At 61.6% G+C, this 20153-nt stretch carries 16 protein-coding genes and 1 pseudogene; 13 read left to right on the top strand and 4 right to left on the bottom strand.

Annotation, left to right across the window (positions count from 1 at the left end):
• Positions 1 to 139: 139 nt before the first annotated feature.
• A complete protein-coding gene (gene betT / locus AC6CIA_RS24025) occupies positions 140 to 2101 on the bottom strand; it encodes a choline transporter BetT (RefSeq protein WP_498315619.1) in 1962 nt (653 codons plus the stop codon).
• Between the two features lie 367 nt (positions 2102 to 2468).
• On the opposite strand from betT, the gene AC6CIA_RS24020 reads away from it, so the two are divergent.
• The 13 genes and pseudogenes from AC6CIA_RS24020 (at position 2469) to AC6CIA_RS23960 (ending at position 14851) form a co-directional block, all read left to right on the top strand.
• Positions 2469 to 3461, top strand: a complete 993-nt coding sequence (locus AC6CIA_RS24020; protein ID WP_498315617.1) for a D-cysteine desulfhydrase — start codon at positions 2469 to 2471, stop codon at positions 3459 to 3461.
• 183 nt (positions 3462 to 3644) lie between these two features.
• Complete coding sequence (gene tcyJ / locus AC6CIA_RS24015; RefSeq protein WP_498315616.1) at positions 3645 to 4439, top strand: cystine ABC transporter substrate-binding protein; 795 nt, start codon at positions 3645 to 3647, stop codon at positions 4437 to 4439.
• A complete protein-coding gene (gene tcyL, locus AC6CIA_RS24010) occupies positions 4439 to 5104 on the top strand; it encodes a cystine ABC transporter permease (RefSeq protein WP_498315615.1) in 666 nt (221 codons plus the stop codon). Before tcyJ ends, tcyL begins: the two co-directional genes overlap by 1 nt.
• Before the next feature lie 3 nt (positions 5105 to 5107).
• Positions 5108 to 5854 (top strand): L-cystine ABC transporter ATP-binding protein TcyN, encoded by a 747-nt coding sequence (gene tcyN / locus AC6CIA_RS24005; protein WP_498315614.1) that lies wholly within the window; start codon positions 5108 to 5110, stop codon positions 5852 to 5854.
• 312 nt (positions 5855 to 6166) lie between these two features.
• Positions 6167 to 6868, top strand: a complete 702-nt coding sequence (locus AC6CIA_RS24000; protein WP_498315613.1) for a hypothetical protein — start codon at positions 6167 to 6169, stop codon at positions 6866 to 6868.
• A 309-nt stretch (positions 6869 to 7177) separates the two neighbouring features.
• Positions 7178 to 8419, top strand: coding sequence for an SfnB family sulfur acquisition oxidoreductase (locus tag AC6CIA_RS23995; RefSeq protein WP_498315612.1), 1242 nt, complete (start codon positions 7178 to 7180; stop codon positions 8417 to 8419).
• Positions 8420 to 8443: 24 nt separating this feature from the next.
• Positions 8444 to 9637 (top strand): SfnB family sulfur acquisition oxidoreductase, encoded by a 1194-nt coding sequence (locus tag AC6CIA_RS23990; RefSeq protein ID WP_498315611.1) that lies wholly within the window; start codon positions 8444 to 8446, stop codon positions 9635 to 9637.
• Positions 9637 to 11007 (top strand): LLM class flavin-dependent oxidoreductase, encoded by a 1371-nt coding sequence (locus tag AC6CIA_RS23985; RefSeq protein WP_498315610.1) that lies wholly within the window; start codon positions 9637 to 9639, stop codon positions 11005 to 11007. The genes AC6CIA_RS23990 and AC6CIA_RS23985 overlap by 1 nt, the downstream gene beginning before the upstream one ends.
• 13 nt (positions 11008 to 11020) lie before the next feature.
• Entirely contained in the window at positions 11021 to 11830 is an 810-nt protein-coding gene (locus AC6CIA_RS23980) for a MetQ/NlpA family ABC transporter substrate-binding protein (RefSeq protein ID WP_498315618.1), read from the top strand.
• Positions 11831 to 11832: 2 nt separating this feature from the next.
• Entirely contained in the window at positions 11833 to 12948 is a 1116-nt protein-coding gene (locus AC6CIA_RS23975; RefSeq protein WP_339529294.1) for a methionine ABC transporter ATP-binding protein, read from the top strand.
• A complete protein-coding gene (locus AC6CIA_RS23970) occupies positions 12938 to 13582 on the top strand; it encodes a methionine ABC transporter permease (RefSeq protein ID WP_498315609.1) in 645 nt (214 codons plus the stop codon). Before AC6CIA_RS23975 ends, AC6CIA_RS23970 begins: the two co-directional genes overlap by 11 nt.
• Positions 13583 to 13765: 183 nt before the next feature.
• Positions 13766 to 13963: pseudogene (locus AC6CIA_RS23965) on the top strand (ABC transporter permease); the annotation flags it as partial.
• Positions 13964 to 14215: 252 nt separating this feature from the next.
• Positions 14216 to 14851: a class I SAM-dependent methyltransferase gene (locus AC6CIA_RS23960; protein WP_498315608.1), complete on the top strand. Its 636-nt coding sequence runs from the start codon at positions 14216 to 14218 to the stop codon at positions 14849 to 14851.
• An 18-nt stretch (positions 14852 to 14869) separates the two neighbouring features.
• Here AC6CIA_RS23960 and AC6CIA_RS23955 read toward each other — a convergent pair whose 3' ends face one another.
• Genes AC6CIA_RS23955 through AC6CIA_RS23945 form a run of 3 tightly spaced genes read right to left on the bottom strand, consistent with a single transcriptional unit; the run spans position 14870 to position 20093 of the window.
• Positions 14870 to 17920, bottom strand: a complete 3051-nt coding sequence (locus tag AC6CIA_RS23955; RefSeq protein ID WP_498315607.1) for an efflux RND transporter permease subunit — start codon at positions 17918 to 17920, stop codon at positions 14870 to 14872.
• Positions 17917 to 18987: an efflux RND transporter periplasmic adaptor subunit gene (locus AC6CIA_RS23950; protein WP_498315606.1), complete on the bottom strand. Its 1071-nt coding sequence runs from the start codon at positions 18985 to 18987 to the stop codon at positions 17917 to 17919. Before AC6CIA_RS23950 ends, AC6CIA_RS23955 begins: the two co-directional genes overlap by 4 nt.
• Positions 18984 to 20093 (bottom strand): efflux RND transporter periplasmic adaptor subunit, encoded by a 1110-nt coding sequence (locus AC6CIA_RS23945; protein WP_498315605.1) that lies wholly within the window; start codon positions 20091 to 20093, stop codon positions 18984 to 18986. Before AC6CIA_RS23945 ends, AC6CIA_RS23950 begins: the two co-directional genes overlap by 4 nt.
• Positions 20094 to 20153 lie beyond the last annotated feature (60 nt).

The following is a 20153-nucleotide window of genomic DNA, read 5'->3' as shown; positions in this document are numbered from 1 at the left end:
CCGTTCGTCCAGTCAACCGGGTGGCAGGTTTTAGGGCTGCTGCGCAGCCCAACGGGGGACAAGCCCCCTCGCCACAGGAGATTTTCAGCCTTGAATGAACGGCGTTTCGGCGAGCCCCTCGCCAAAAAAACCGCCGCTTCTAGCGAACCAAATGCAGGAACTGCAAGTGCCGTTCGTACTGGTCAAGGATGTCGTTGATGATCTGCTCCTTGGTGTAGCCCACCAGGTCATAGTCCTGGCTGCCCTCGCTCAAGTGCACTTCCGCCCGGTAGTAGCGACGGTTGTTGATCTCTTTTGAGCCCATTCCGCCACGGGCGAAGGACGGCGTGAAGTAGCCGCGCATCTGCACCTGGTAGACGAACGGACGCTCCTCACCATGACCGATCTCCAGACTGACACTGTCATTGGACGGGTCAGGTTGGGTAACGACGTTAAGGCCTTTCTCGACAAACACTGCTGTCACTTCTTCAATCGCCGGACGCACCGTGGTTTCGAGGAATCGGTACACCTCATCCCGCGACGGGAAATGCACGGCCTGGCTCAGGCGCTGACGCCAGCCGCCGCGGCCACGGCGCGAAGCGGAGACCGGTGCCAACGAATGCAACTGGGCGATCTGCTTCTGGGATTCGAGGTAGAAGGCCTTGTGCAGCCCCCACATCATCAACAACAAGATCATCGAGAACGGCAGCGAGGTCAGCACCACCGCCGACTTGAGCGAGTCGATGCTGCCGGCAAACAGCAAGGCACTGGTCACCAGCGCGGTCATCGCCCCCCAGAACACCCGCAGCCACTTCGGCCCGTCTTCATCCGCATTGCCGCCCTTGGACGACAGGGTGGAAAGCACTACGGTGCCGGAATCGGCCGAGGTGACAAAGAACACGAAGCTGATAAACACCGTGACCGCAATCACAGTCTTGCTCCACGGGTAGGTTTCCAGCAGCAGGTAGAGGCTCATCGACGGATCGTCGATGGCCGATTGACCCAACGCGAGCATGCCGTGGTTGAGCACCTGGTCGATGGCACTGTTGCCGAAGATCGACATCCAGGCCAGGGTGAAACCCAGCGGGATCAACAGCACACCGAAGACGAATTCACGGATGGTCCGGCCACGGGAAATGCGCGCAATGAACAGGCCCACGAACGGCGACCAGGCGATCCACCAGGCCCAATAGAACACGGTCCAGCCACCGAGCCAATCGCTGGGCTCATTGTAGGCGTAGACGTCGAAACTCTTGGTCGGCAAGGCGCCGAGGTAATCGCCGATGTTCTGGATCAGGGTGTTGAGCAAGTGCTGGGTCGGCCCGGCGAACAATACGAACAGCAACAGCGCGCAGGCCAGCAGCATGTTGATATCGGACATCACCCGCACACCCTTGTCGACGCCTGCGACAGCGACGAGGATCGCGGCGCCCATCATCAACGTGATCAGGCCAACCTGGACCCATTGGGTGTGGGCAATGCCAAACAGGTAATCCAGGCCCGAGTTGAGGTGCAGCACCCCAAACCCCATGTCCGCGCCCAGGCCGAACACCGTGGCGATGATGCCGAAGCCATCCACCGCATAGCCGATGGGGCCATTGATGCGCTTGCCGATCAGCGGGTACAGCGCCGAACGCAACGCCAGCGGCAGGTTGTGCCGATAGGCGAAATACGCCAGGGCCATGCCGACAAACGCAAACACCCCCCAGCCGTGCAGGCCCCAGTGCAGAAACAGGATCTGCATGGCCTGGCGCGCCGCCTCGGCATTCAGCGCTTCGCCTTGGGGCGGTTGCACCAGGTGGGTCAAAGGCTCAGAGACGCAGAAGAAGAACAGCGTGATGCTGATCCCGGCGGCGAACAACATGCCGGCCCAGGACAGATAACTGAATTCGGGCTCGTCGTGGTCGGCACCGAGTTTGATCTTGCCGTAGCCAGACAACGCGGTGACCACCACGAAGACCAGATACAGGGTCATCGCCAGCATGTAGTACCAGCCGACCGTGTTGGCCGCCCAGTTTTGCGCCGCCAGCAACCAGGCGCCGGCCTGCTCCGGGATCGCGATGACCGTAAGGCCGAACAGCAGGATGAAACTTGCGGCGAAGTAAAACACCGGCGCATTCATGCGCACTAGGCCGCTGGAAGGAGTAGACGATGCACTCATGAAAAGCGCACCTCGGATGTGGCTGTAAAAAAAGGAATCAGCAAAGATAAGCCTCCTGTTGTGACCGGGCAGCGAACCACCGATTTAACTTGAACGAACGATCAAGTTAAACATGAATGGGCAGTCTGGGACTAATCTCAGGGCCGAGCGGTAGGTCATTCCTACACTAGCTCAAGGACAGGTATGACGTGCGCGGGTGACAAACGTTCAGTGGTCGATACACAGGCCCGGGGCGATCTGTGCCGCGGGTGAAGGTCCGAATTGACGGTTGCCCGCTGAAAAACGCCTGCCTATAGTCCGCTTATCTCTTAAACACCCGTGCGTAGCCATGATCAAACAACAGCTCGACCGCTTTAATCGTCTGGAACTGCTGGGCGGTGCCACCGCCCTGGAAAAACTCGAACGACTGTCGACCTGGCTGGGGCGCGATATCTACATCAAGCGCGACGACACTACGCCGCTGGCCATGGGCGGTAACAAGTTGCGCAAACTCGAATACCTCGCCGCCGACGCCCTCGCCCAAGGGGCCGACACCTTGATCACCGCCGGTGCTATCCAGTCCAACCACGTACGCCAGACGGCCGCCCTCGCCGCCAGGCTAGGCCTGGGCTGCGTTGCACTGCTGGAAAACCCCACCGGTACTGAAGACGCCAATTACCTGAGCAACGGCAATCGACTGCTGGTGGAGTTGTTCGACGCCAAGGTCGAATTGGTCGAGAACCTGGACAACGCCGACGAGCAACTCAACGCCCTGGCCGAGCGCTTGCGCAACAACGGCAAACATCCCTATCTGGTACCGATCGGCGGCTCCAACGCGCTCGGCGCCCTGGGTTACGTCCGCGCGGGCCTGGAGTTGGCCGCGCAGATCGAAAGCAGCGGCGTTCAGTTCGCCGCCGTGGTCCTGGCTTCGGGCAGCGCCGGCACCCACAGCGGCCTGGCGCTGGCATTAAGTGAGGTGCTGCCGGACTTGCCAGTGATCGGCGTCACCGTATCGCGCACCGACGAAGCCCAGCGTCCCAAAGTACAAGGCCTGGCCGAGCGCACGGCCGAGTTGTTGGGCGTGCAGGTGCCCGACGCGTTCAAGGTCATCTTGTGGGACGAGTACTTCGCCCCGCGTTATGGCGAGCCCAACGCCGGCACCCTGGCCGCCATCAAACTGCTGGCGAGCCAGGAAGGCCTGTTGCTGGACCCGGTCTATACCGGCAAGGCCATGGCCGGATTGCTCGACGGCATCGGGCGCCAGGCGTTTGACGACGGTCCGATCATCTTCCTGCACACCGGCGGAGCGCCGGCATTGTTTGCCTACGACTCAGTATTCTGATGCACCCGTCACCCACCCTAAAACCATCGCATATTCAGATAAGAAATATAAAACTGCCTTTATATTATTTTTAAGACTTTAGCCTTCGCCCTATAGTCGCGCTCCCACAGACCGCGGTTTTAGGGCAGGATACGACCACTGCGTTACCTGCTTCGCTCAACATAAAAAACACAGGGGCTTGTCATGACTATTTCTGCACTGCGTCGCACGTTACTGGTTGGCACATTGGGGCTGGCCCTCGGGGCCGGTTTGCTGGGCCAGGCGGTTGCCGGCGAGCAACTGGACAACATCAAGAAAGCCGGCGTGATCAAGGTCGGCCTGGAAGGCACCTATCCACCGTTCAGCTTCGTGGATGAAAGCGGCAAGCTCAGCGGCTTTGAGGTCGAGCTGTCCGAAGCCCTGGCCAAGGAGCTGGGCGTCAAGGTCAAGCTACAAGCCACGCCGTGGGACGGCATCCTCGCAGCGCTGGAATCCAAGCGTCTGGACGCGGTGGTCAACCAGGTAACCATCTCTGAGGAGCGCAAGAAGAAGTATGACTTCTCCCAGCCTTACACCGTTTCCGGGATCCAGGCGCTGACCCTGGAGAAAAACGTCGACAGCATCAAGACCGCCGACGATCTGGCGGGCAAGAAAGTCGGGGTCGGCCTGGGCACCAACTACGAACAATGGCTCAAGGACAACGCACCGAAAGCCATCATCAAGACCTACAACGATGACCCCACCAAATTCCAGGACCTGCGCATCGGCCGCATCGACGCCATTCTGATCGACCGCCTGGCGGCGCTGGAATACGCCAAGAAAGCCAAGGACACCGCCGCCGCCGGCGAGCCGTTCTCACGTCAGGAAGCCGGTGTGGCCTTGCGCAAGGGCGAGCCTGAATTGCTCGACGCGGTGAACAAGGCCCTCGACACACTGCGCGCCGACGGCACCTTGAAGAAGTTGTCCGAAAAATACTTCAACGCTGACGTCACTCAATAATGGAAGCAGGTTTCCAACTCGCGCTCGACTCCGCGCCCTTTCTGCTCAAGGGCGCGTACTACACAGTGATTCTTAGCCTCGGCGGGATGTTTTTCGGCTCGCTGCTGGGCTTTGGCCTGGCCTTGATGCGCCTGTCGCGCTTCAAGTTGCTGAGTTGGATCGCGCGGGTCTATGTGTCGTTCTTTCGTGGCACGCCGTTGCTGGTGCAACTGTTCCTGATCTACTACGGCTTGCCGCAAGTCGGCATCGAACTGGATCCGATACCGGCAGCGATGATCGGCTTTTCGCTGAACATGGCCGCCTACGCCTGTGAAATCCTGCGTGCCGCCATCGGTTCGATCGAGCGCGGCCAGTGGGAAGCCGCCGCCAGTATCGGCATGACCCGCGCGCAGACCCTGCGCCGGGCCATCCTGCCACAGGCCATGCGCACCGCCTTGCCGCCGTTGGGCAACAGCTTTATTTCGCTGGTCAAGGACACCGCGTTGGCCGCCACTATCCAGGTGCCCGAGCTGTTCCGCCAGGCGCAATTGGTGTCGGCCCGAACCTTCGAAATTTTCACCATGTATCTGTCCGCCGCGCTGATTTACTGGGTGCTCGCCAGCGTCCTCGCGCACTTGCAGAACCGGCTGGAAGCACGGGTCAATCGCCATGACCAGGAGTCTTGAAGCATGATCGTGGTTGAAAAACTGACCAAGCAATTCAAGGGTCAGGTGGTCCTCAACGGGATTGATCTGGAAGTGAAGGAAGGCGAAGTCGTCGCCATCATCGGCCCCAGCGGTTCCGGCAAGACCACTTTCCTGCGTTGCCTGAACTTCCTCGAAGAACCCACCAGCGGCCGGATCAAGGTCGGGGATATCGAGATCGACGGCAGCCGTCCTCTCAGCCAGCAACAAAGCCTGGTACGGCGCCTGCGCCAGCATGTGGGTTTTGTGTTCCAGAGTTTTAACCTGTTCCCCCATCGCACCGCGTTGGAGAACGTCATCGAAGGCCCGCTGGTGGTCAAAAAGATGCCCCGCGACAGCGCCGTGGCACTGGGCCGTTCATTGCTGGCCAAGGTCGGTCTCGCGGGCAAGGAAGACGCCTACCCGAGACGCCTTTCCGGTGGGCAGCAGCAACGGGTCGCGATTGCTCGCGCCCTGGCGATGGAACCGGAAGTGATTCTGTTCGACGAACCCACCTCGGCCCTCGATCCGGAGCTGGTGGGCGAAGTGCTGGCGACCATTCGCAGCCTGGCTGAAGAAAATCGCACCATGGTCATCGTTACCCACGAGATGGGGTTTGCGCGGGACGTGGCCAACCGGGTGATTTTCTTCGACAAGGGCGTGATCGTCGAGCAAGGTGAAGCCAAAGCGTTGTTTGCCAACCCCAAGGAAGAACGCACGCGGCAGTTCCTGAGCAAGTTCCTTACCCATTAAAGGCTCCATCCTCGTCCCCTGTAGGCAGCATGCGTCACTCACGCGCCTACAGGGGCCGACCTCATCCGCTGAGTAAAACGCCCCACCCACCCCGCCTTTCAAGCCCTCGCCCAGTAAGACCTTTCTGAATAATCCGAAACCCGCCGTTTAGCCTTTTGCCGCCATTGACGCTCCCTGGCCAACCCTCTTATCTAACGTCCTGAGGATTGGATCCTATTCCGGCTTTTCACAAAAATCGTGCTTGCGAACAGCTGCGCCTGACGTGCCTGCGGTTCGGAACGATTGCTGCTGGTTGCATCAAGGAGATTATTTATGACGCGCATTTCAACCCCGGCGATGCTTGCCGCACCCACCCTGCCCCAGGCCCATCGGCACGGCATCAATGCCTTTGCCGCCAGTCGCCTGCTGGTCGATATCGCGCCTTACCCGGACATGGGCCAAGGCGATCTGATCGAGTTGTTCTGGAACAACTGCTTTGCCGCCTCCAGATGCCTGCAGGCCACGGATATCGGTCTTTCCAGTCACCTGCGGGTACCGCAGAGCTTTGTCCAGAATGGCACCGCGCGCCTGCATTACCGAGTCATGCAAGTGGGTCGTGGAGCGGCGCGGTCGGCCATTACCCGGGTGCAGGTCAAGACCGATTATCCCGGTGGCCAGCCGTCAGCCCTGTGCGGCGAAGAAAACCAGAACCTGGCGCCCGTCGTCCTCCCCGACATGATCCGTCGTCACGGCGTCAACAGCCGACAGATTCGTCGTGGCGTGCCCTTGGTCATCGAGCCTTACCTGAACATGGCCGCGGGTGACGACATCACCCTGCGCTGGGGCGACTCTCGCCTGGACCTGCCGAGGATCCAGGCCCGCGATGTCGGTCATCGGGTGCACGTCTGGGTGCCGCCCACGCTGATTCAAGAGGCCGGGGCTGATCACCGGCTGGACATCACCTACTGCATTCTCGATCGGGTCGGTAACAACTCACGCTGGGCGCCCGGGCTCACCCTCATGCTGTTCAGTTAGGTTTTTGTAGGAACGAGGACGAGCGGGCTTGCCCCAATGCCACTCAGCTAAGGTTTTTGTAGGAGCCCCCCTCGTTCCTACACTGAACGCTATTTGCTTGCCCAGGCTCACCCGGTAACCCTGGATAACAGACCTTCTATGCATATTCCCAAAAGTTAGTTTATTTATAAAATAAACATCATTAAGGTATATAAACCGGACCACCGGACATTCCTGATTTCAGCGTTTCAACGAATGTGAGGTAGGTATGGTCAGCGTTATCCCGGTGTTTCAAGCCAGGGCATCCAGTGCAGCCAAGGAGCAGCATTGATGTCCAATCTGACAAAGCCTCCCTTCCAGAGTGATCTGGACATCGCCCCGCCATTGTTGCCCGCCCAGGTGCTGCGCAACGACGCCCAGGCCCTCGACGCCGCCCACGCGCTTGCCAAGGCCGCTCGCCTGCAAGCCGGGCTGCGCGACCAGCAACGCCGATTACCCTGGGCCGAAATCGAGCAGTTCACCCGCAGCGGCCTGGGCAGTATTTCCATCCCCCGCGAGTACGGCGGCCCGCAAGTGTCGTTCGTGACCCTGGCCGAAGTGTTCGCCATTATCAGCGCGGCCGACCCGGCCCTGGGGCAAATCCCGCAGAACCACTTCGGCATCCTGCACGGGCTGCAAAGCGCCGCCAGCGAAGCGCAGAAGAAGGTGCTGTTTCAACGTGTCCTGGACGGCTGGCGCATCGGCAATGCCGGCCCGGAGCGCGGAACCAAAAACACTCTGGAATTGAAAGCGCGGATCACCCGCGACGGTGACGACTTCATCCTCAACGGCCAGAAGTTCTATTCCACCGGTGCGCTGTTTGCACATTGGGTAGCGGTCAAGGCCTTGAACGATGACGGTCGGCAAGTCATGGCATTTGTACACCGTGGCAGCCACGGGCTGCGTATTGTCGATGACTGGTCGGGCTTTGGCCAACGCACCACCGCCAGCGGCACCGTGCTGCTGAACAATGTCCCGGTGGCTGCCGACCTGGTCGTGGAAAACTGGCGCCTGGGCCAGACCCCGAACATTCAGGGCGCGGTATCGCAATTGATCCAGGCCGCGATCGACCTGGGCATCGCCCGGGGGGCGCTCGACGATACCCAGCGTTTTGTACGCGAACACTCGCGACCGTGGATCGATGCCAAGGTCGAACGCGCCAGCGATGATCCCTACGTGATCGCCGACATCGGCAAACTGCACATCGAGTTGCACGCCGCGCAAGCGCTACTGCGCAAAGCCGGCCAGGTTCTGGATCACATCAGTGCCGCGCCCCTCACCGAACAGTCAGCCGCACGCGCCTCGATTGCCGTCGCGCAGGCCAAGGTGCTGAGCACCGAGGTCTCGTTGCTGGTCAGCGAAAAACTCTTCGAACTGGCCGGCAGCCGCGCCACCCTCGCCGAATTCAATTTCGATCGACACTGGCGCAACGCACGTGTCCACACCCTGCATGACCCGGTGCGCTGGAAGTATCACGCCATCGGCGCCTGGCACCTCAACGGCAAGTTGCCGGCACGGCATTCCTGGATCTGACGAACCGCCCCCCTGGAGAACAACATGACATGCTCTCAAGCCGTCGCGGTCATCACCAGCGATGAACAAGCCTTGATAGTCGCCAGCGACCTGGCTGAAGACCTGCGGCGCGACAGCGCCTTGCGCGACCGAGAACGTCGCCTGCCGCTGCCGGAGCTGGAGGTATTTTCCCGCTCCGGCCTGTGGGGCATCAGCGTGCCCAAGGCCTACGGCGGCGCGGGTGTATCGAATGTCACCCTGGCCAAGGTCATTGCGCTGATCGCTCAAGCCGATGCGTCACTGGGACAGATACCGCAAAACCATTTCTATGCCCTGGAAGTACTGCGGGTGAATGGCAGCCCGGCGCAACAGCAACGCCTGTACGCCGAAGTACTGGCCGGCCAACGCTTCGGCAACGCCCTGGCGGAACTGGGCACCCGGACCGCCCACGAGCGCATCACCCAGCTGACCCGCGACGGTGACGGATTTCGCATCAGCGGCCGCAAGTTCTACGCCACCGGCGCGCTCTACGCGCAGCGGATCCCGACCTCGGTGGTGGATGAACACGGCGTACAGCAACTGGCCTTCGTCCCGCGCGAAAGCCTGGGCCTGACGGTGATCGATGACTGGAGCGGCTTCGGCCAACGCACCACCGGCAGCGGTTCGGTAGTGTTCGACAACGTGTGGGTCGCGGCCTCTGACGTGATCCCGTTTCAAAGCGCGTTTGAACGCCCGACGCCGGTCGGCCCGCTGGCACAAATACTTCATGCGGCCATCGACACCGGTATCGCTCGCGCGGCCTTCGAGGACGCCTTGCATTTTGTGCGCACCAAGACCCGGCCCTGGATCGATGCGGGCAGCGACACGGCCAGCGAAGATCCGCTGACCCTGAAAAGCTTTGGTCACCTGAGCATCCGCCTGCACGCCAGCGAAGCCCTGCTGGAGCGTGCCGGTGAATACCTCGACCGCGCCCAGGCCGATCCCCATGCCGCATCCGTTGCCGCCGCGTCCATCGCCGTGGCCGAGGCCCGCGCCCTGAGCACCGAAATATCCCTGGCCGCCGGCAGCACCTTGTTTGAACTCGCCGGCAGCCAGGCAACCCTCGCCGAACACGGCCTGGATCGGCACTGGCGCAACGCACGGGTGCACACCCTGCACGACCCGGTGCGCTGGAAGTACCACGCGGTGGGCAATTACTACCTCAACGATGAAAACCCGCCACTGCGAGGGACGATTTGATGCGCCAGGCTGTGCCCCCCAGGAAGAAAATCCTGCTCAATGCCTTCAACATGAACTGCATCGGGCACATCAACCATGGACTGTGGACGCATCCACGCGACACCTCGACCCAGTACAAGAACCTCGAATACTGGGTCGAACTGGCGCAGTTGCTGGAGCGCGGGCTGTTCGACGGGTTGTTTATCGCCGATATCGTCGGTGTATACGACGTCTACCAGAATGCTGTCGACGTGCCGCTCAGGGAGTCAATCCAGCTGCCGGTCAACGACCCGCTGCTACTGGTCTCGGCCATGGCCGCCGCCACCCGCAACCTTGGTTTCGGCCTGACCGCCAACCTCAGCTATGAACCGCCGTATCTGTTCGCCCGGCGCATGTCGACCCTCGATCACCTGAGTCGTGGCCGGGTGGGTTGGAACATCGTCACCGGCTACCTGGACAGTGCGGCCAAGGCCATGGGTTTGCGCGAGCAAGTCGAACATGACCGACGCTATGACCAGGCCGACGAGTACCTGCAGGTGCTGTACAAACTGTGGGAAGGCAGTTGGGAGAACGACGCGGTGCTCAACGATCCGCAAGCGCGGGTCTACGCGCAGCCGAACAAAGTCCACAAGATCGAGCATCGGGGTGAGTTCTATCAGGTCGAGGGCTATCACCTCTGCGAACCGTCGCCACAACGCACGCCCGTGCTGTTCCAGGCCGGCAGCTCGGAGCGCGGCCTGCGGTTCGCCGGCCGGCATGCCGAGTGCGTGTTTATCAGTGGACAGAACAAAGCCGCAACCAAGCTTCAGGTCGACAAGGTCCGCGCCAGCGCGCTGCAAGACGGCCGCAACGCGGACGACATCAAGGTATTCATGGGCCTCAACGTGATCGTCGGCGCTACCGAAGAACTGGCCTGGGCCAAGCACGCCGAGTACCTGAGCTACGCCAGCGCCGAGGCCGGCGTGGCGCATTTCAGTGCGTCGACCGGGATTGATTTTTTCCAATACGAACTGGACGAACCCATCCAGTACGTGAAGAGCAACGCCATCCAGTCAGCCACCAAGACCCTGCAGGAAAACCACTGGACGCGCCGCAAGTTGCTTGAACAACACGCCCTTGGTGGTCGCTACATCACCCTGGTCGGCTCGCCCGAGCAGGTGGCCGACGAACTGGAATCCTGGATCAGCGAAACCGGGCTGGATGGCTTCAACCTGACGCGCATGGTGACCCCGGAAAGCTATGTGGATTTTATCGACTGGGTGATTCCCGAGTTGCAGCGGCGAGGCTCCTACAAGACCGCGTATGCAGCCGGGACTCTGCGCGAAAAAATCTTTACGCGTGATGCGCATTTACCCCAACAACACACCGGCTCCACCTACCGCCACCCTTGACTGGACATTCATGATGAAAAAAACCTCGCTCGCCCTCCCAGTCAAGGCTCTGGCCCTGACCCTAGGTCTGTACTGCCCGACGCTGTTTGCCGCCGACGCGCCGCTGAAAGTCGGCACCACCGCGGCCTTCGCGATTCCCCTGGAAGCCGCCGTCGAAGAAGCCGACAAACAAGGCTTGAAAGTCGAGCTGGTGGAGTTCACCGATTGGATCGCGCCGAATGTCAGCCTGGCCGCCGGCGATATCGATGTGAACTACTTCCAACACATTCCTTTCCTGGAAAACGCCAAGGCGGCGGCCGGCTTTGACCTGGTGCCGTTCGCACCCGGCATCATCAACAACGTCGGCCTGTACTCGAAAAAATACAAACGTTTCGCCGAACTGCCCGAGGGTGCCAGCGTGGCGATTGCCAACGACCCGATCAACAGCGGTCGCGGCTTGCAACTGCTGGCCAAGGCCGGCCTGATCAGTCTCAAGCCAGGCGTGGGCTACAAGGCTACCGAAGAGGACATCACCGCCAACCCCAGGCACCTCAAAATCCTGCAAGTGGAAGCGGTGCAACTGGTGCGGGCCTATGACGACGCCGATCTGGTGCAGGGTTACCCGGCGTATATCCGCCTGTCCAAAACCTTCGATGCCGAGTCGGCGCTGCTGTTCGATGGCATCGATCACAAGGAATACGTGATCCAGTTCGTGATCCAGCCCACCCGCAAGACCGACCCCAGGCTGATCAAGTTCGTCGACATTTATCAGCATTCGCCGGTGGTGCGCGCGGCCCTGGATAAATCCCTCGGCAAACTCTACCAAGTCGGCTGGGAAGGTTGAACATGAGTGCTGCCAACGCCCGATTGCGCGACCTCGGCACACCGCCTTGGGAGGCGCAGCAGACCGCGCTTCATCCCGAGCTGAACGGCGCCCATGTGCGCTTTATCAACCTCGGCAAAACCTATGACGGCACGGTCCATGCCCTGCAAGGCATCGACCTGGCGATCCAGCACGGTGAAGTGTTCGGCATCATCGGCCGCAGCGGCGCCGGCAAGTCATCGCTGATCCGTACCATTAACCGTCTGGAGCGACCCAGCAGTGGCCGGGTGCTGATCGATCAAGTGGATATCGGCGACTTCGATGAAGACCGCCTGGTGGCGCTGCGTCGGCGCATTGGCATGATCTTCCAGCACTTCAACCTGATGTCGGCCAAGACCGTATGGCAGAACGTCGAGTTGCCCCTCAAGGTCGCCGGCGTCCCCAAGGCGCAGCGTCAGCAAAAGGTCCGCGAGTTGCTGCAACTGGTGGGACTGCAGAACAAGCACCAGACCTATCCCGCGCAGTTGTCCGGTGGGCAAAAGCAACGCGTCGGCATCGCCCGTGCATTGGTCCACGACCCGCAGATCCTGCTGTGCGACGAAGCCACTTCGGCGCTCGACCCGCAAACCACGCAATCGATCCTCGGCTTGCTGCGTGAGATCAACCAGCGCCTGGGCCTGACCATTGTGCTGATCACCCACGAGATGGCGGTCATCCGCGAGATTTGCCACCGCGTGGTAGTTCTGGAGCACGGACGGATTGTCGAGCAAGGCCCAGTCTGGGAAGTATTTGGCAACCCCCGGCATGCAGTCAGTAAAACCCTGTTGGCACCGCTGCAACATGGCTTGCCGGAGGAGCTGCAAGGTCGCTTGCAACCCACGCCAAGCGGGGCGGATGCGGCCGTGGTGCTGCGCCTGCAGTTCACCGGCAGCAGCGAAGACGAACCGGACCTGGGTGCGTTGATCGGCGCCCTCGACGGGCGCGTACGGTTACTGCAAGGCGGGGTCGAGCGCATCCAGGGCCACGCCTTGGGGCAACTGCTGCTGGCAGTCAGCGGCTCGTCCCTGGGCGCCGAAGCACTGCGCGCCCGTGCGTTGCGTTGGGCACAACAGGTCGAGGTACTGGGTTATGTGGTTTGAGCGTTTAGTGCAGGGCCTCATCGACACCTTGTTGATGGTCGGCGTGTCGTCAGTGATCGCCCTGTGGGTGGGCGTTCCGCTGGCGGTATTGCTGGTCACCAGCGACAAGGGCGGGATCTTCCAGGCGCCCACGCTGAATCGGGCGCTGGGGGCATTCGTCAATCTGTTCCGCTCGATTCCCTTTCTGATTCTGATGGTCGCGTTGATCCCCTTCACCCGGTTGATCGTCGGTACCACCTACGGTGTGTGGGCCGCCGTGGTGCCGCTGACTATCGCCGCCACGCCGTTCTTTGCGCGGATCGCCGAGGTCAGCCTGCGGGAAGTCGACCACGGCTTGATCGAGGCCGCGCAAGCCATGGGCTGCCGACGCTGGCACATCGTCTGGCACGTGCTGCTGCCCGAAGCGCTGCCGGGGATTGTCGGCGGGTTCACCATTACCCTGGTGACCCTGATCAACTCCTCGGCGATGGCCGGCGCGATTGGCGCCGGCGGCCTGGGGGATATTGCCTACCGCTATGGTTACCAGCGTTTTGACAGCCAGGTCATGCTGAGCGTGATTGTGGTGCTGGTGATCCTGGTGGCGGCGATTCAGTTGGGCGGGGATCGGTTGACGCGGGTACTGAACAAACGCTGAAAGGCCGGAAGCACCCTTGTGGCGAGCGGGCTTGCCCCGCGTTGGGCTGCGCAGCAGCCCTCAAACCTGCCATACCGGTTTGACTGGATCAACCGGGAGGCTTTTTTGGGGCTGCTGCGCAACCCAACGGGGGACAAGCCCCCTCGCCACAGGACAAGCCTCGCCACAGGAGGGTGTTTGTGGCACGTGCTGCTGCCCGACGAGCGGCCAGGGATTGTCGGCGCGATTGGCGCCGGCGGCCTGGGGGATCTTGCCTACCGCTATGGTTACCAGCGTTTTGACAGCCAGGTCATGCTGAGCGTGATTGTGGTGCTGGTGATCCTGGTGGCGGCGATTCAGTTGGGCGGGGATCGGTTGACGCGGGTACTGAACAAACGCTGAAAGGCCGGAGGCACCTCTTGTGGCGAGCGGGCTTGCCCCGCGTTGGGCTGCGCAGCAGCCCTCAAACCTGCCATCCCGGTTTGACTGGATAAACCGGGAGGCTTTTTTGGGGCTGCTGCGCAGCCCAACGCGGGACAAGCCCCCTCGCCACAGGACAAGCCCCTAGCCACGGGACAAGCCTCGCCACAGGAGGGTGCTTGGTACGTTCGCCACAGGGTATATTCGGTTATTTCCACGCTTGGTATTGCCCGGATGACTCTGCGACCCGACGACCTCGATCGAATCACCGCCACGACGCTCGGCCATTACAACCAGGTGGCCGAGGTTTTTCGGGCCGGCACCCGTGATCACGATGTGAGCCAGAATATCGACGCGCTGTTGCGGCATATCCAGGGCTCGGCGCCTTTTACCGTGCTGGATTTCGGTTGTGGGCCGGGGCGGGATTTGCAGACCTTCACCCGTCTGGGGCATATCGCGGTGGGGCTGGACGGCTCCGAGCGTTTCGCGCAGATGGCGCGCGAAGACAGTGGCTGCGAGGTGTTGCAACAAGACTTCCTGAAGCTCGACCTGCCCGTCGAACGCTTCGATGGCATCTTCGCCAACGCGGTGCTGTTTCATATTCCCGGGCAGGAATTGCCGCGCGTTCTCAAACAGCTTTACGCGGCACTGAAACCCGGTGGCGTGTTGTTCAGTTCCAACCCCAGGGGCGAGAACCAGGAAGGCTGGAATGGGCCCCGGTATGGTGCCTACCATGACCTGCAGGCCTGGCAGGCGCTACTCACCGCCGCCGGGTTCGACGAACTGGAACACTATTATCGACCCGCCGGCTTGCCACGGGAACAGCAGCCTTGGCTGGCCAGTGTCTGGCGCAGACCAAAGACCGCATGATCCCGTGGCAGGCGTGAATCAGTCGGCGTTCCGCGGCTCCCGAATCTTGTACCAGGCCACATACAGCGCGGGCAAAAACAACAATGTCAGCAGGGTGGCGATAATGATCCCGCCGATCATCGCGTAGGCCATCGGCCCCCAGAAGACTTCCCGGGCGATGGGGATCATGCCCAGGCTGGCCGCCGCCGCGGTCAGCAGAATCGGTCGGCGGCGGTGCTCGGTGGCTTGCACCACCGCATCCCACGGCGCATAGCCATCCTGTTCGTAAGCATCGATCTGCGTCACCAGGATCACCGAGTTGCGGATGATGATGCCGATCAGCGCGAGAATCCCGAGGATCGCCACAAAGCCCATGGGCGTACCCGTGGGAATCAACGCCAGCACCACGCCGATCAGTCCCAGCGGCGCAACACTGGCCACCAGGAACATCTTCTGCACGCTGTGCAACTGGATCATCAGAAAGGTCGCCATCAAAAACAGCATCAACGGCACTACGCGGGCAATCGGACCCTGGGCCTTGCCGCTTTCTTCCACGGTGCCGCCGGTGGCGACTTCGTAGCCCACCGGCAGGCCAGCGCTGAACTTGTCGATCGCGGGCTTGAGTTGCTTGACCAGATCCGTCGGCTGCATGTCATCGCGCACGGCGGCCTTGATGGTGATGGTCGGTTTGCGATCGCGCCGCCATACCAATGGCTGTTCCAGCTCATAACCCACGGTGGCGAACGCCAGCAGCGGAATCGAGGTCCCGCTCGGGGTAACGATCTGCAAGTTCTGCAGGGTTTCCGGGGTGCCGCGCTCGGCATCTTCGGCACGCCCCACCACGTTGATCAGGTAGATATCGTCGTTGACCTGGGTCACCGCCGCACCGCTGACCACGCTGTTCAGCAACTGCGCCACGTCTTCGGAGGACAGCCCCAGCTGTCGCGCCTTGTCTTGGGCGATATCGATCCGCAGGACTTTGCCCGGCTCATTCCAGTCGTAGATGATCTCCCCCAGGTGGCTGTTGTTATCCAGCAAGGTCGCCAGCTCAATCGCGTGTCTACGCACTTGGTTGATGTCCTTGCCAGACACCCGGTACTGGATCGGGCGTCCCACCGGCGGGCCCATTTCCAGCGGCTGGACAAAACTGCCCACCCCGACGAAGTCATCCCGCAGACGCTTTTGCAGGCGCTCGATCAGCGCCCCGCGCTCTTCCAGGCCTTTGCTGACAATCACCAACTGCGCGTAGTACGGGTTCTCCAGTTGCTGATCCAGCGGCAGGTAGAAACGAATCGCGCCCTGGCCGATATAGGTGCTCCAACGGGCAATGTCCGGATCATCCTTGATGATCGCTTCAAGACGATCCACCGCCTTGCGGGTTTCATTGATCGAAGCGTTTTGCGGCAGGTTGAGATCGACGAGGATCTCCGGGCGGTCCGAAGACGGGAAAAACTGGTTCTGCACAAACTGCATGGAAAACACCGACGCCACAAACAGCAATACAGTGATGCCAATTGCCCACCAACGGTTGCGCATGGCCCACAACATCCCGCCGTTAAAGGCCCGACCAACGCGTCCCGGTTCCTCGTCGTGGGGTTTGACCTTGCTGCTGAGGATGTGCACGCCAATCACCGGCGCAAACAACACCGCCACCACCCACGACACCAGCATCGCCACGGCAATCACCGCGAACAGGGTGAAGGTGTACTCGCCCGCCGAGCTGGCGTTCAAGCCGATAGGCACGAAACCAGCCACTGTCACCAGCGTACCGGTCAACATCGGGAACGCGGTGGACGTGTAGGCGTAGGTCGCCGCCTGCTCCTTGGTTTCACCTTTTTCCAGGCGCGTGATCATCATTTCCACGGTGATCATCGCGTCGTCCACCAGCAGGCCCAAGGCGATGATCAAGGCGCCCAGCGATACCCGCTGCATGGTGATGCCGCTGTATTCCATAAACACAAATACCAGCGCCAGCACCAACGGAATGGAACACGCCACCACCAATCCGGCACGCAGGCCGAGGCTGATAAAACTCACCACCAAGACGATGATGACCGCTTCGAACAGCGCGCTGGTAAAGCCACCGACGGCTTCTTCCACCACCTCCGCCTGATCGGAGACCTTATGCACGCCGACGCCCACCGGCAGATCGGCGGTCAGGTCGTCCATGCGCTGGTGCAGCGCCTGGCCGAACTCCTGGATGTTGCCGCCCTTTTGCATGGCGATGGCCAGGCCAATCGCCTGTTTGCCATTGAAGCGAAACATCGGCCGCGCCGGATCGACATAGCCCCGCGTGATATCGGCGATATCCGCCAGGCGGTAGAAGCGGTCATTGAGCCGCAGGTTGACGTTGGCCAGGTCTTTTTCCGAAGCGAACTGCCCGGAGGTGCGCACGGAAATCCGCTCCGGCCCGGCCTCGATCACCCCGGCCGGAGTCACCGCGTTTTGCGCTTGCAGGCTCTGTACCACTTGCCGCTGGTCAATGCCCAGGGCCGCCAGTTTGCGCGTGGAGAAATTCAGGTAAATCACTTCGTCCTGCTGGCCGATCATCTCGACCTTGCCCAACCCCGGCACCGCCCGAATCTCGGCCCGCACCTGCTCCACATAGTCGCGCAGCTGGCGCATCGACAGACCGTCGGCGGTAAAGGCGTACACCGAGCCGAACACGTCACCGAACTCATCGTTGAACGCCGGTCCCTGCAACCCTTGGGGGAAGCTGCCGCGGATGTCATCGATCTTCTTGCGCACCTGGTACCAGATCCCGGGAATGTCCTTGGCGCTGGTGGTGTCGCGCAGGAACACGAACACCGTGGACTCACCGGGTCGGGTGTAGCTTTTCACGTAGTCGAGGGAGTCGAGTTCTTCGAGTTTTTTCTCGATGCGGTCGGTGACTTGCTTGAGGGTTTCCTCCTGGGTCGCGCCAGGCCAGCGCGTCTGGATCACCATGGTCTTGATGGTGAAGGAAGGATCTTCCTCGCGCCCCAGATTCATGTAGGAGAACACGCCCATCAGCAGCGCGACGAACATCAGGAACCAGACGAAGGACTGATGCTTGAGGGCCCAGTCGGATAAGTTGAAACTCCCTTTCATCGCGGGCTGTCCTCATCGATTTTGACTTTTTGCCCGGGCTTCAGGCTGTTGACGCCAGCACTGACCACGCGCTCGCCGGGCTGGACACCGCCCTCCAGCAAGACATGCTGTTCATGGCGGCTGACCAGGCTGACATCGCGGGGCTGTACGGTCTGGTTCTGCAGATCAATCACCCAGATGCGGGTCTTGCCGTCGACTTCCTGTATCGCACCGAGGGGCAACTCGATACGCGGCGCGATGGCCGAACTCAAGGTCACGCTGATCGCCGTGCCCAGGCGAAAGGCCGCAGGAGGCTCGGCCAGGGTCAGGCGGGCGCGACGGGTACGCGTGGCGCTTTGGGCCTGGGGTTCGATTTCGCGCACGATGGCGGTGGTGTTGGCCCCGGGATCCAACTGCGCGGCCACGTGAAACACCACGTCCGGCGGCAAGCGCTCGGCGAGGCCAGCGGGCAGATCAATCACCGCCTCCTTGATGTCCGGACGCGCCAGCGTCACCACTTGCTGGCCGGCGCTGACCACTTGGCCAGCCTCGGCATTCCAGGCCGTGACAATGCCGGCATGGTCGGTGTGCAATTCGGCGTAATTGAGCTGGTCCCTGGCCTGATCGACGGCGGCCTTGGCTTGATCGAGGGAGGCCTGGGTAGTTTTCAGGTCGGTCTGGGCCAGATCCAGTTGCGCCTGGGCCCCGACGCCACGGTTGAACAGCGCTTGCTGGCGCCGCGCATTGGCCTGGGCATTGATCCATTGGGCCTGGACACGGGCCAGGTCGCCCTGGGCCGCACGCAGCTGGTTCTGTTGGTCAGTGGGGTCGAGCACCGCCAGCAAGGCGCCCTTTTCCACTTCGGCGCCCACGTCCACGGCGCGCCGAGCGATACGGCCCGGCACGCGGAACCCCAGGTTGCTTTCGTAGCGCGCCTGGATGGTGCCGGCGAAACGCCCGAGGTTTTCCTGATCTTCTGACTTCACTTCAATCGAGAGCACCGGGCGCACCGGCTCCGGGGCCGGTTCTTCCTTGGAACAGGCGATCAGCGTCAGGCTGGTGGCAAGTATCAGCGTCAGGTGCTTCATGGCTGCACTCCCTTGGCCTGGGCGGGGTCCGGTGGTTGGGCGATTTCCACCTGCATGCCGGGGTGCAGCAATTGCCCACCGGCCACCACGACTTTTTCGCCGCCCTTGAGGCCGTCACTGATGATCACCTTGCCGGTCAGGTAACGGCCAACGGTGACTCTGTGCAATTGAGCCTTGCCGTCGTCGTCCACCAGCCACACGGCAGGCTTTGGCTCCTTGAGGTCCTTGGTAAGGGCCGCCCAGGGCAACTCAATGCTGCGTTTGGCCGGCCCGTTGGCCGTGGCGCTGACCACCGAGCCCAGTTGCATGCCCTTGGGCAAATCGTCCAGCGCGATCTTTACCTGCACCGTGCCGCTGTTGGCGGCCACCGCCGGGGTGACTTCGCGGACCCGGCCCAGGGTCTTGACGGTCGGGTTATCCAGCAGGCTGACGGTGATCGGCGTGTCGGCCGGCGGCTCCATCAATAACGCTTCATAGACGTTGAACACCGCGTCACGCGCACCATCGCGAGCCAGGCTGAAAATCGGCACGGTGGCCTGCACCACTTGGCCGACTTCCGCCTGGCGCGCGGTAATCACGCCCGGCGCGTCCGCGACCAAGGCGGTGTAGCTCAATTGCTCGCGAGCATTGGCCAGTTGCGCCTGGGCGGCCGCCAGCGCGCTTTGGCTGCTGCGCAATGCGGCTTGGGCCGAGTCGTACTCGCTGCGACTGGTGTAGCCCTTGGGCAAGAGTTTTTCCTGGCGCACAAAAGCGGCGGCGGTCTGTTTGACCCGCGCCTGTTCCGCCACCACTTGAGCCTGGGCGGAATTGACGTTGGTCTGCAAATCCTTGGGATCGAGCTTGGCCAGCACCTGATTGGCCGTCACGCGGTCGCCGACATCAACCATGCGCTGGACGATTTTGCCACCGACACGAAACGACAGATCGGTCTGCACACGCGCCTGAATATCCCCGGTGAGGGTCACGGCGGCGGCAAAGTCACCCAGCTGCACCGTTTGCACAAATACCCTGGAGTGCTCCTTGGGTGCAGATTTTTCCTGTCCGCAGCCGCTGAGCAATGTCAGTAGGGCAAGACCACATATCAATGTCGAGGTTAGACCGCCCATGCAGGCTCCTTTTGCGTGATGCTGACGTGCCAGTGTCTATGCGACTCTGAGCTTAGTTCA

The sequence above is a fragment of the Pseudomonas sp. GQ91 genome, assembly GCF_059758795.1.
The sequence above is the reverse complement of the archived record's forward strand: the minus strand, read 5'-3'. Positions and strand labels throughout refer to the sequence as shown.

Coding starts and splice junctions, on each gene's coding strand:
- betT (WP_498315619.1), bottom strand. CDS start 2,101: ATGAATGCGCCGGTGTTTTACTTCGCCGCAAGTTTCATCCTGCTGTTC.
- AC6CIA_RS24020 (WP_498315617.1), top strand. CDS start 2,469: ATGATCAAACAACAGCTCGACCGCTTTAATCGTCTGGAACTGCTGGGC.
- tcyJ (WP_498315616.1), top strand. CDS start 3,645: ATGACTATTTCTGCACTGCGTCGCACGTTACTGGTTGGCACATTGGGG.
- tcyL (WP_498315615.1), top strand. CDS start 4,439: ATGGAAGCAGGTTTCCAACTCGCGCTCGACTCCGCGCCCTTTCTGCTC.
- tcyN (WP_498315614.1), top strand. CDS start 5,108: ATGATCGTGGTTGAAAAACTGACCAAGCAATTCAAGGGTCAGGTGGTC.
- AC6CIA_RS24000 (WP_498315613.1), top strand. CDS start 6,167: ATGACGCGCATTTCAACCCCGGCGATGCTTGCCGCACCCACCCTGCCC.
- AC6CIA_RS23995 (WP_498315612.1), top strand. CDS start 7,178: ATGTCCAATCTGACAAAGCCTCCCTTCCAGAGTGATCTGGACATCGCC.
- AC6CIA_RS23990 (WP_498315611.1), top strand. CDS start 8,444: ATGACATGCTCTCAAGCCGTCGCGGTCATCACCAGCGATGAACAAGCC.
- AC6CIA_RS23985 (WP_498315610.1), top strand. CDS start 9,637: ATGCGCCAGGCTGTGCCCCCCAGGAAGAAAATCCTGCTCAATGCCTTC.
- AC6CIA_RS23980 (WP_498315618.1), top strand. CDS start 11,021: ATGAAAAAAACCTCGCTCGCCCTCCCAGTCAAGGCTCTGGCCCTGACC.
- AC6CIA_RS23975 (WP_339529294.1), top strand. CDS start 11,833: ATGAGTGCTGCCAACGCCCGATTGCGCGACCTCGGCACACCGCCTTGG.
- AC6CIA_RS23970 (WP_498315609.1), top strand. CDS start 12,938: ATGTGGTTTGAGCGTTTAGTGCAGGGCCTCATCGACACCTTGTTGATG.
- AC6CIA_RS23960 (WP_498315608.1), top strand. CDS start 14,216: ATGACTCTGCGACCCGACGACCTCGATCGAATCACCGCCACGACGCTC.
- AC6CIA_RS23955 (WP_498315607.1), bottom strand. CDS start 17,920: ATGAAAGGGAGTTTCAACTTATCCGACTGGGCCCTCAAGCATCAGTCC.
- AC6CIA_RS23950 (WP_498315606.1), bottom strand. CDS start 18,987: ATGAAGCACCTGACGCTGATACTTGCCACCAGCCTGACGCTGATCGCC.
- AC6CIA_RS23945 (WP_498315605.1), bottom strand. CDS start 20,093: ATGGGCGGTCTAACCTCGACATTGATATGTGGTCTTGCCCTACTGACA.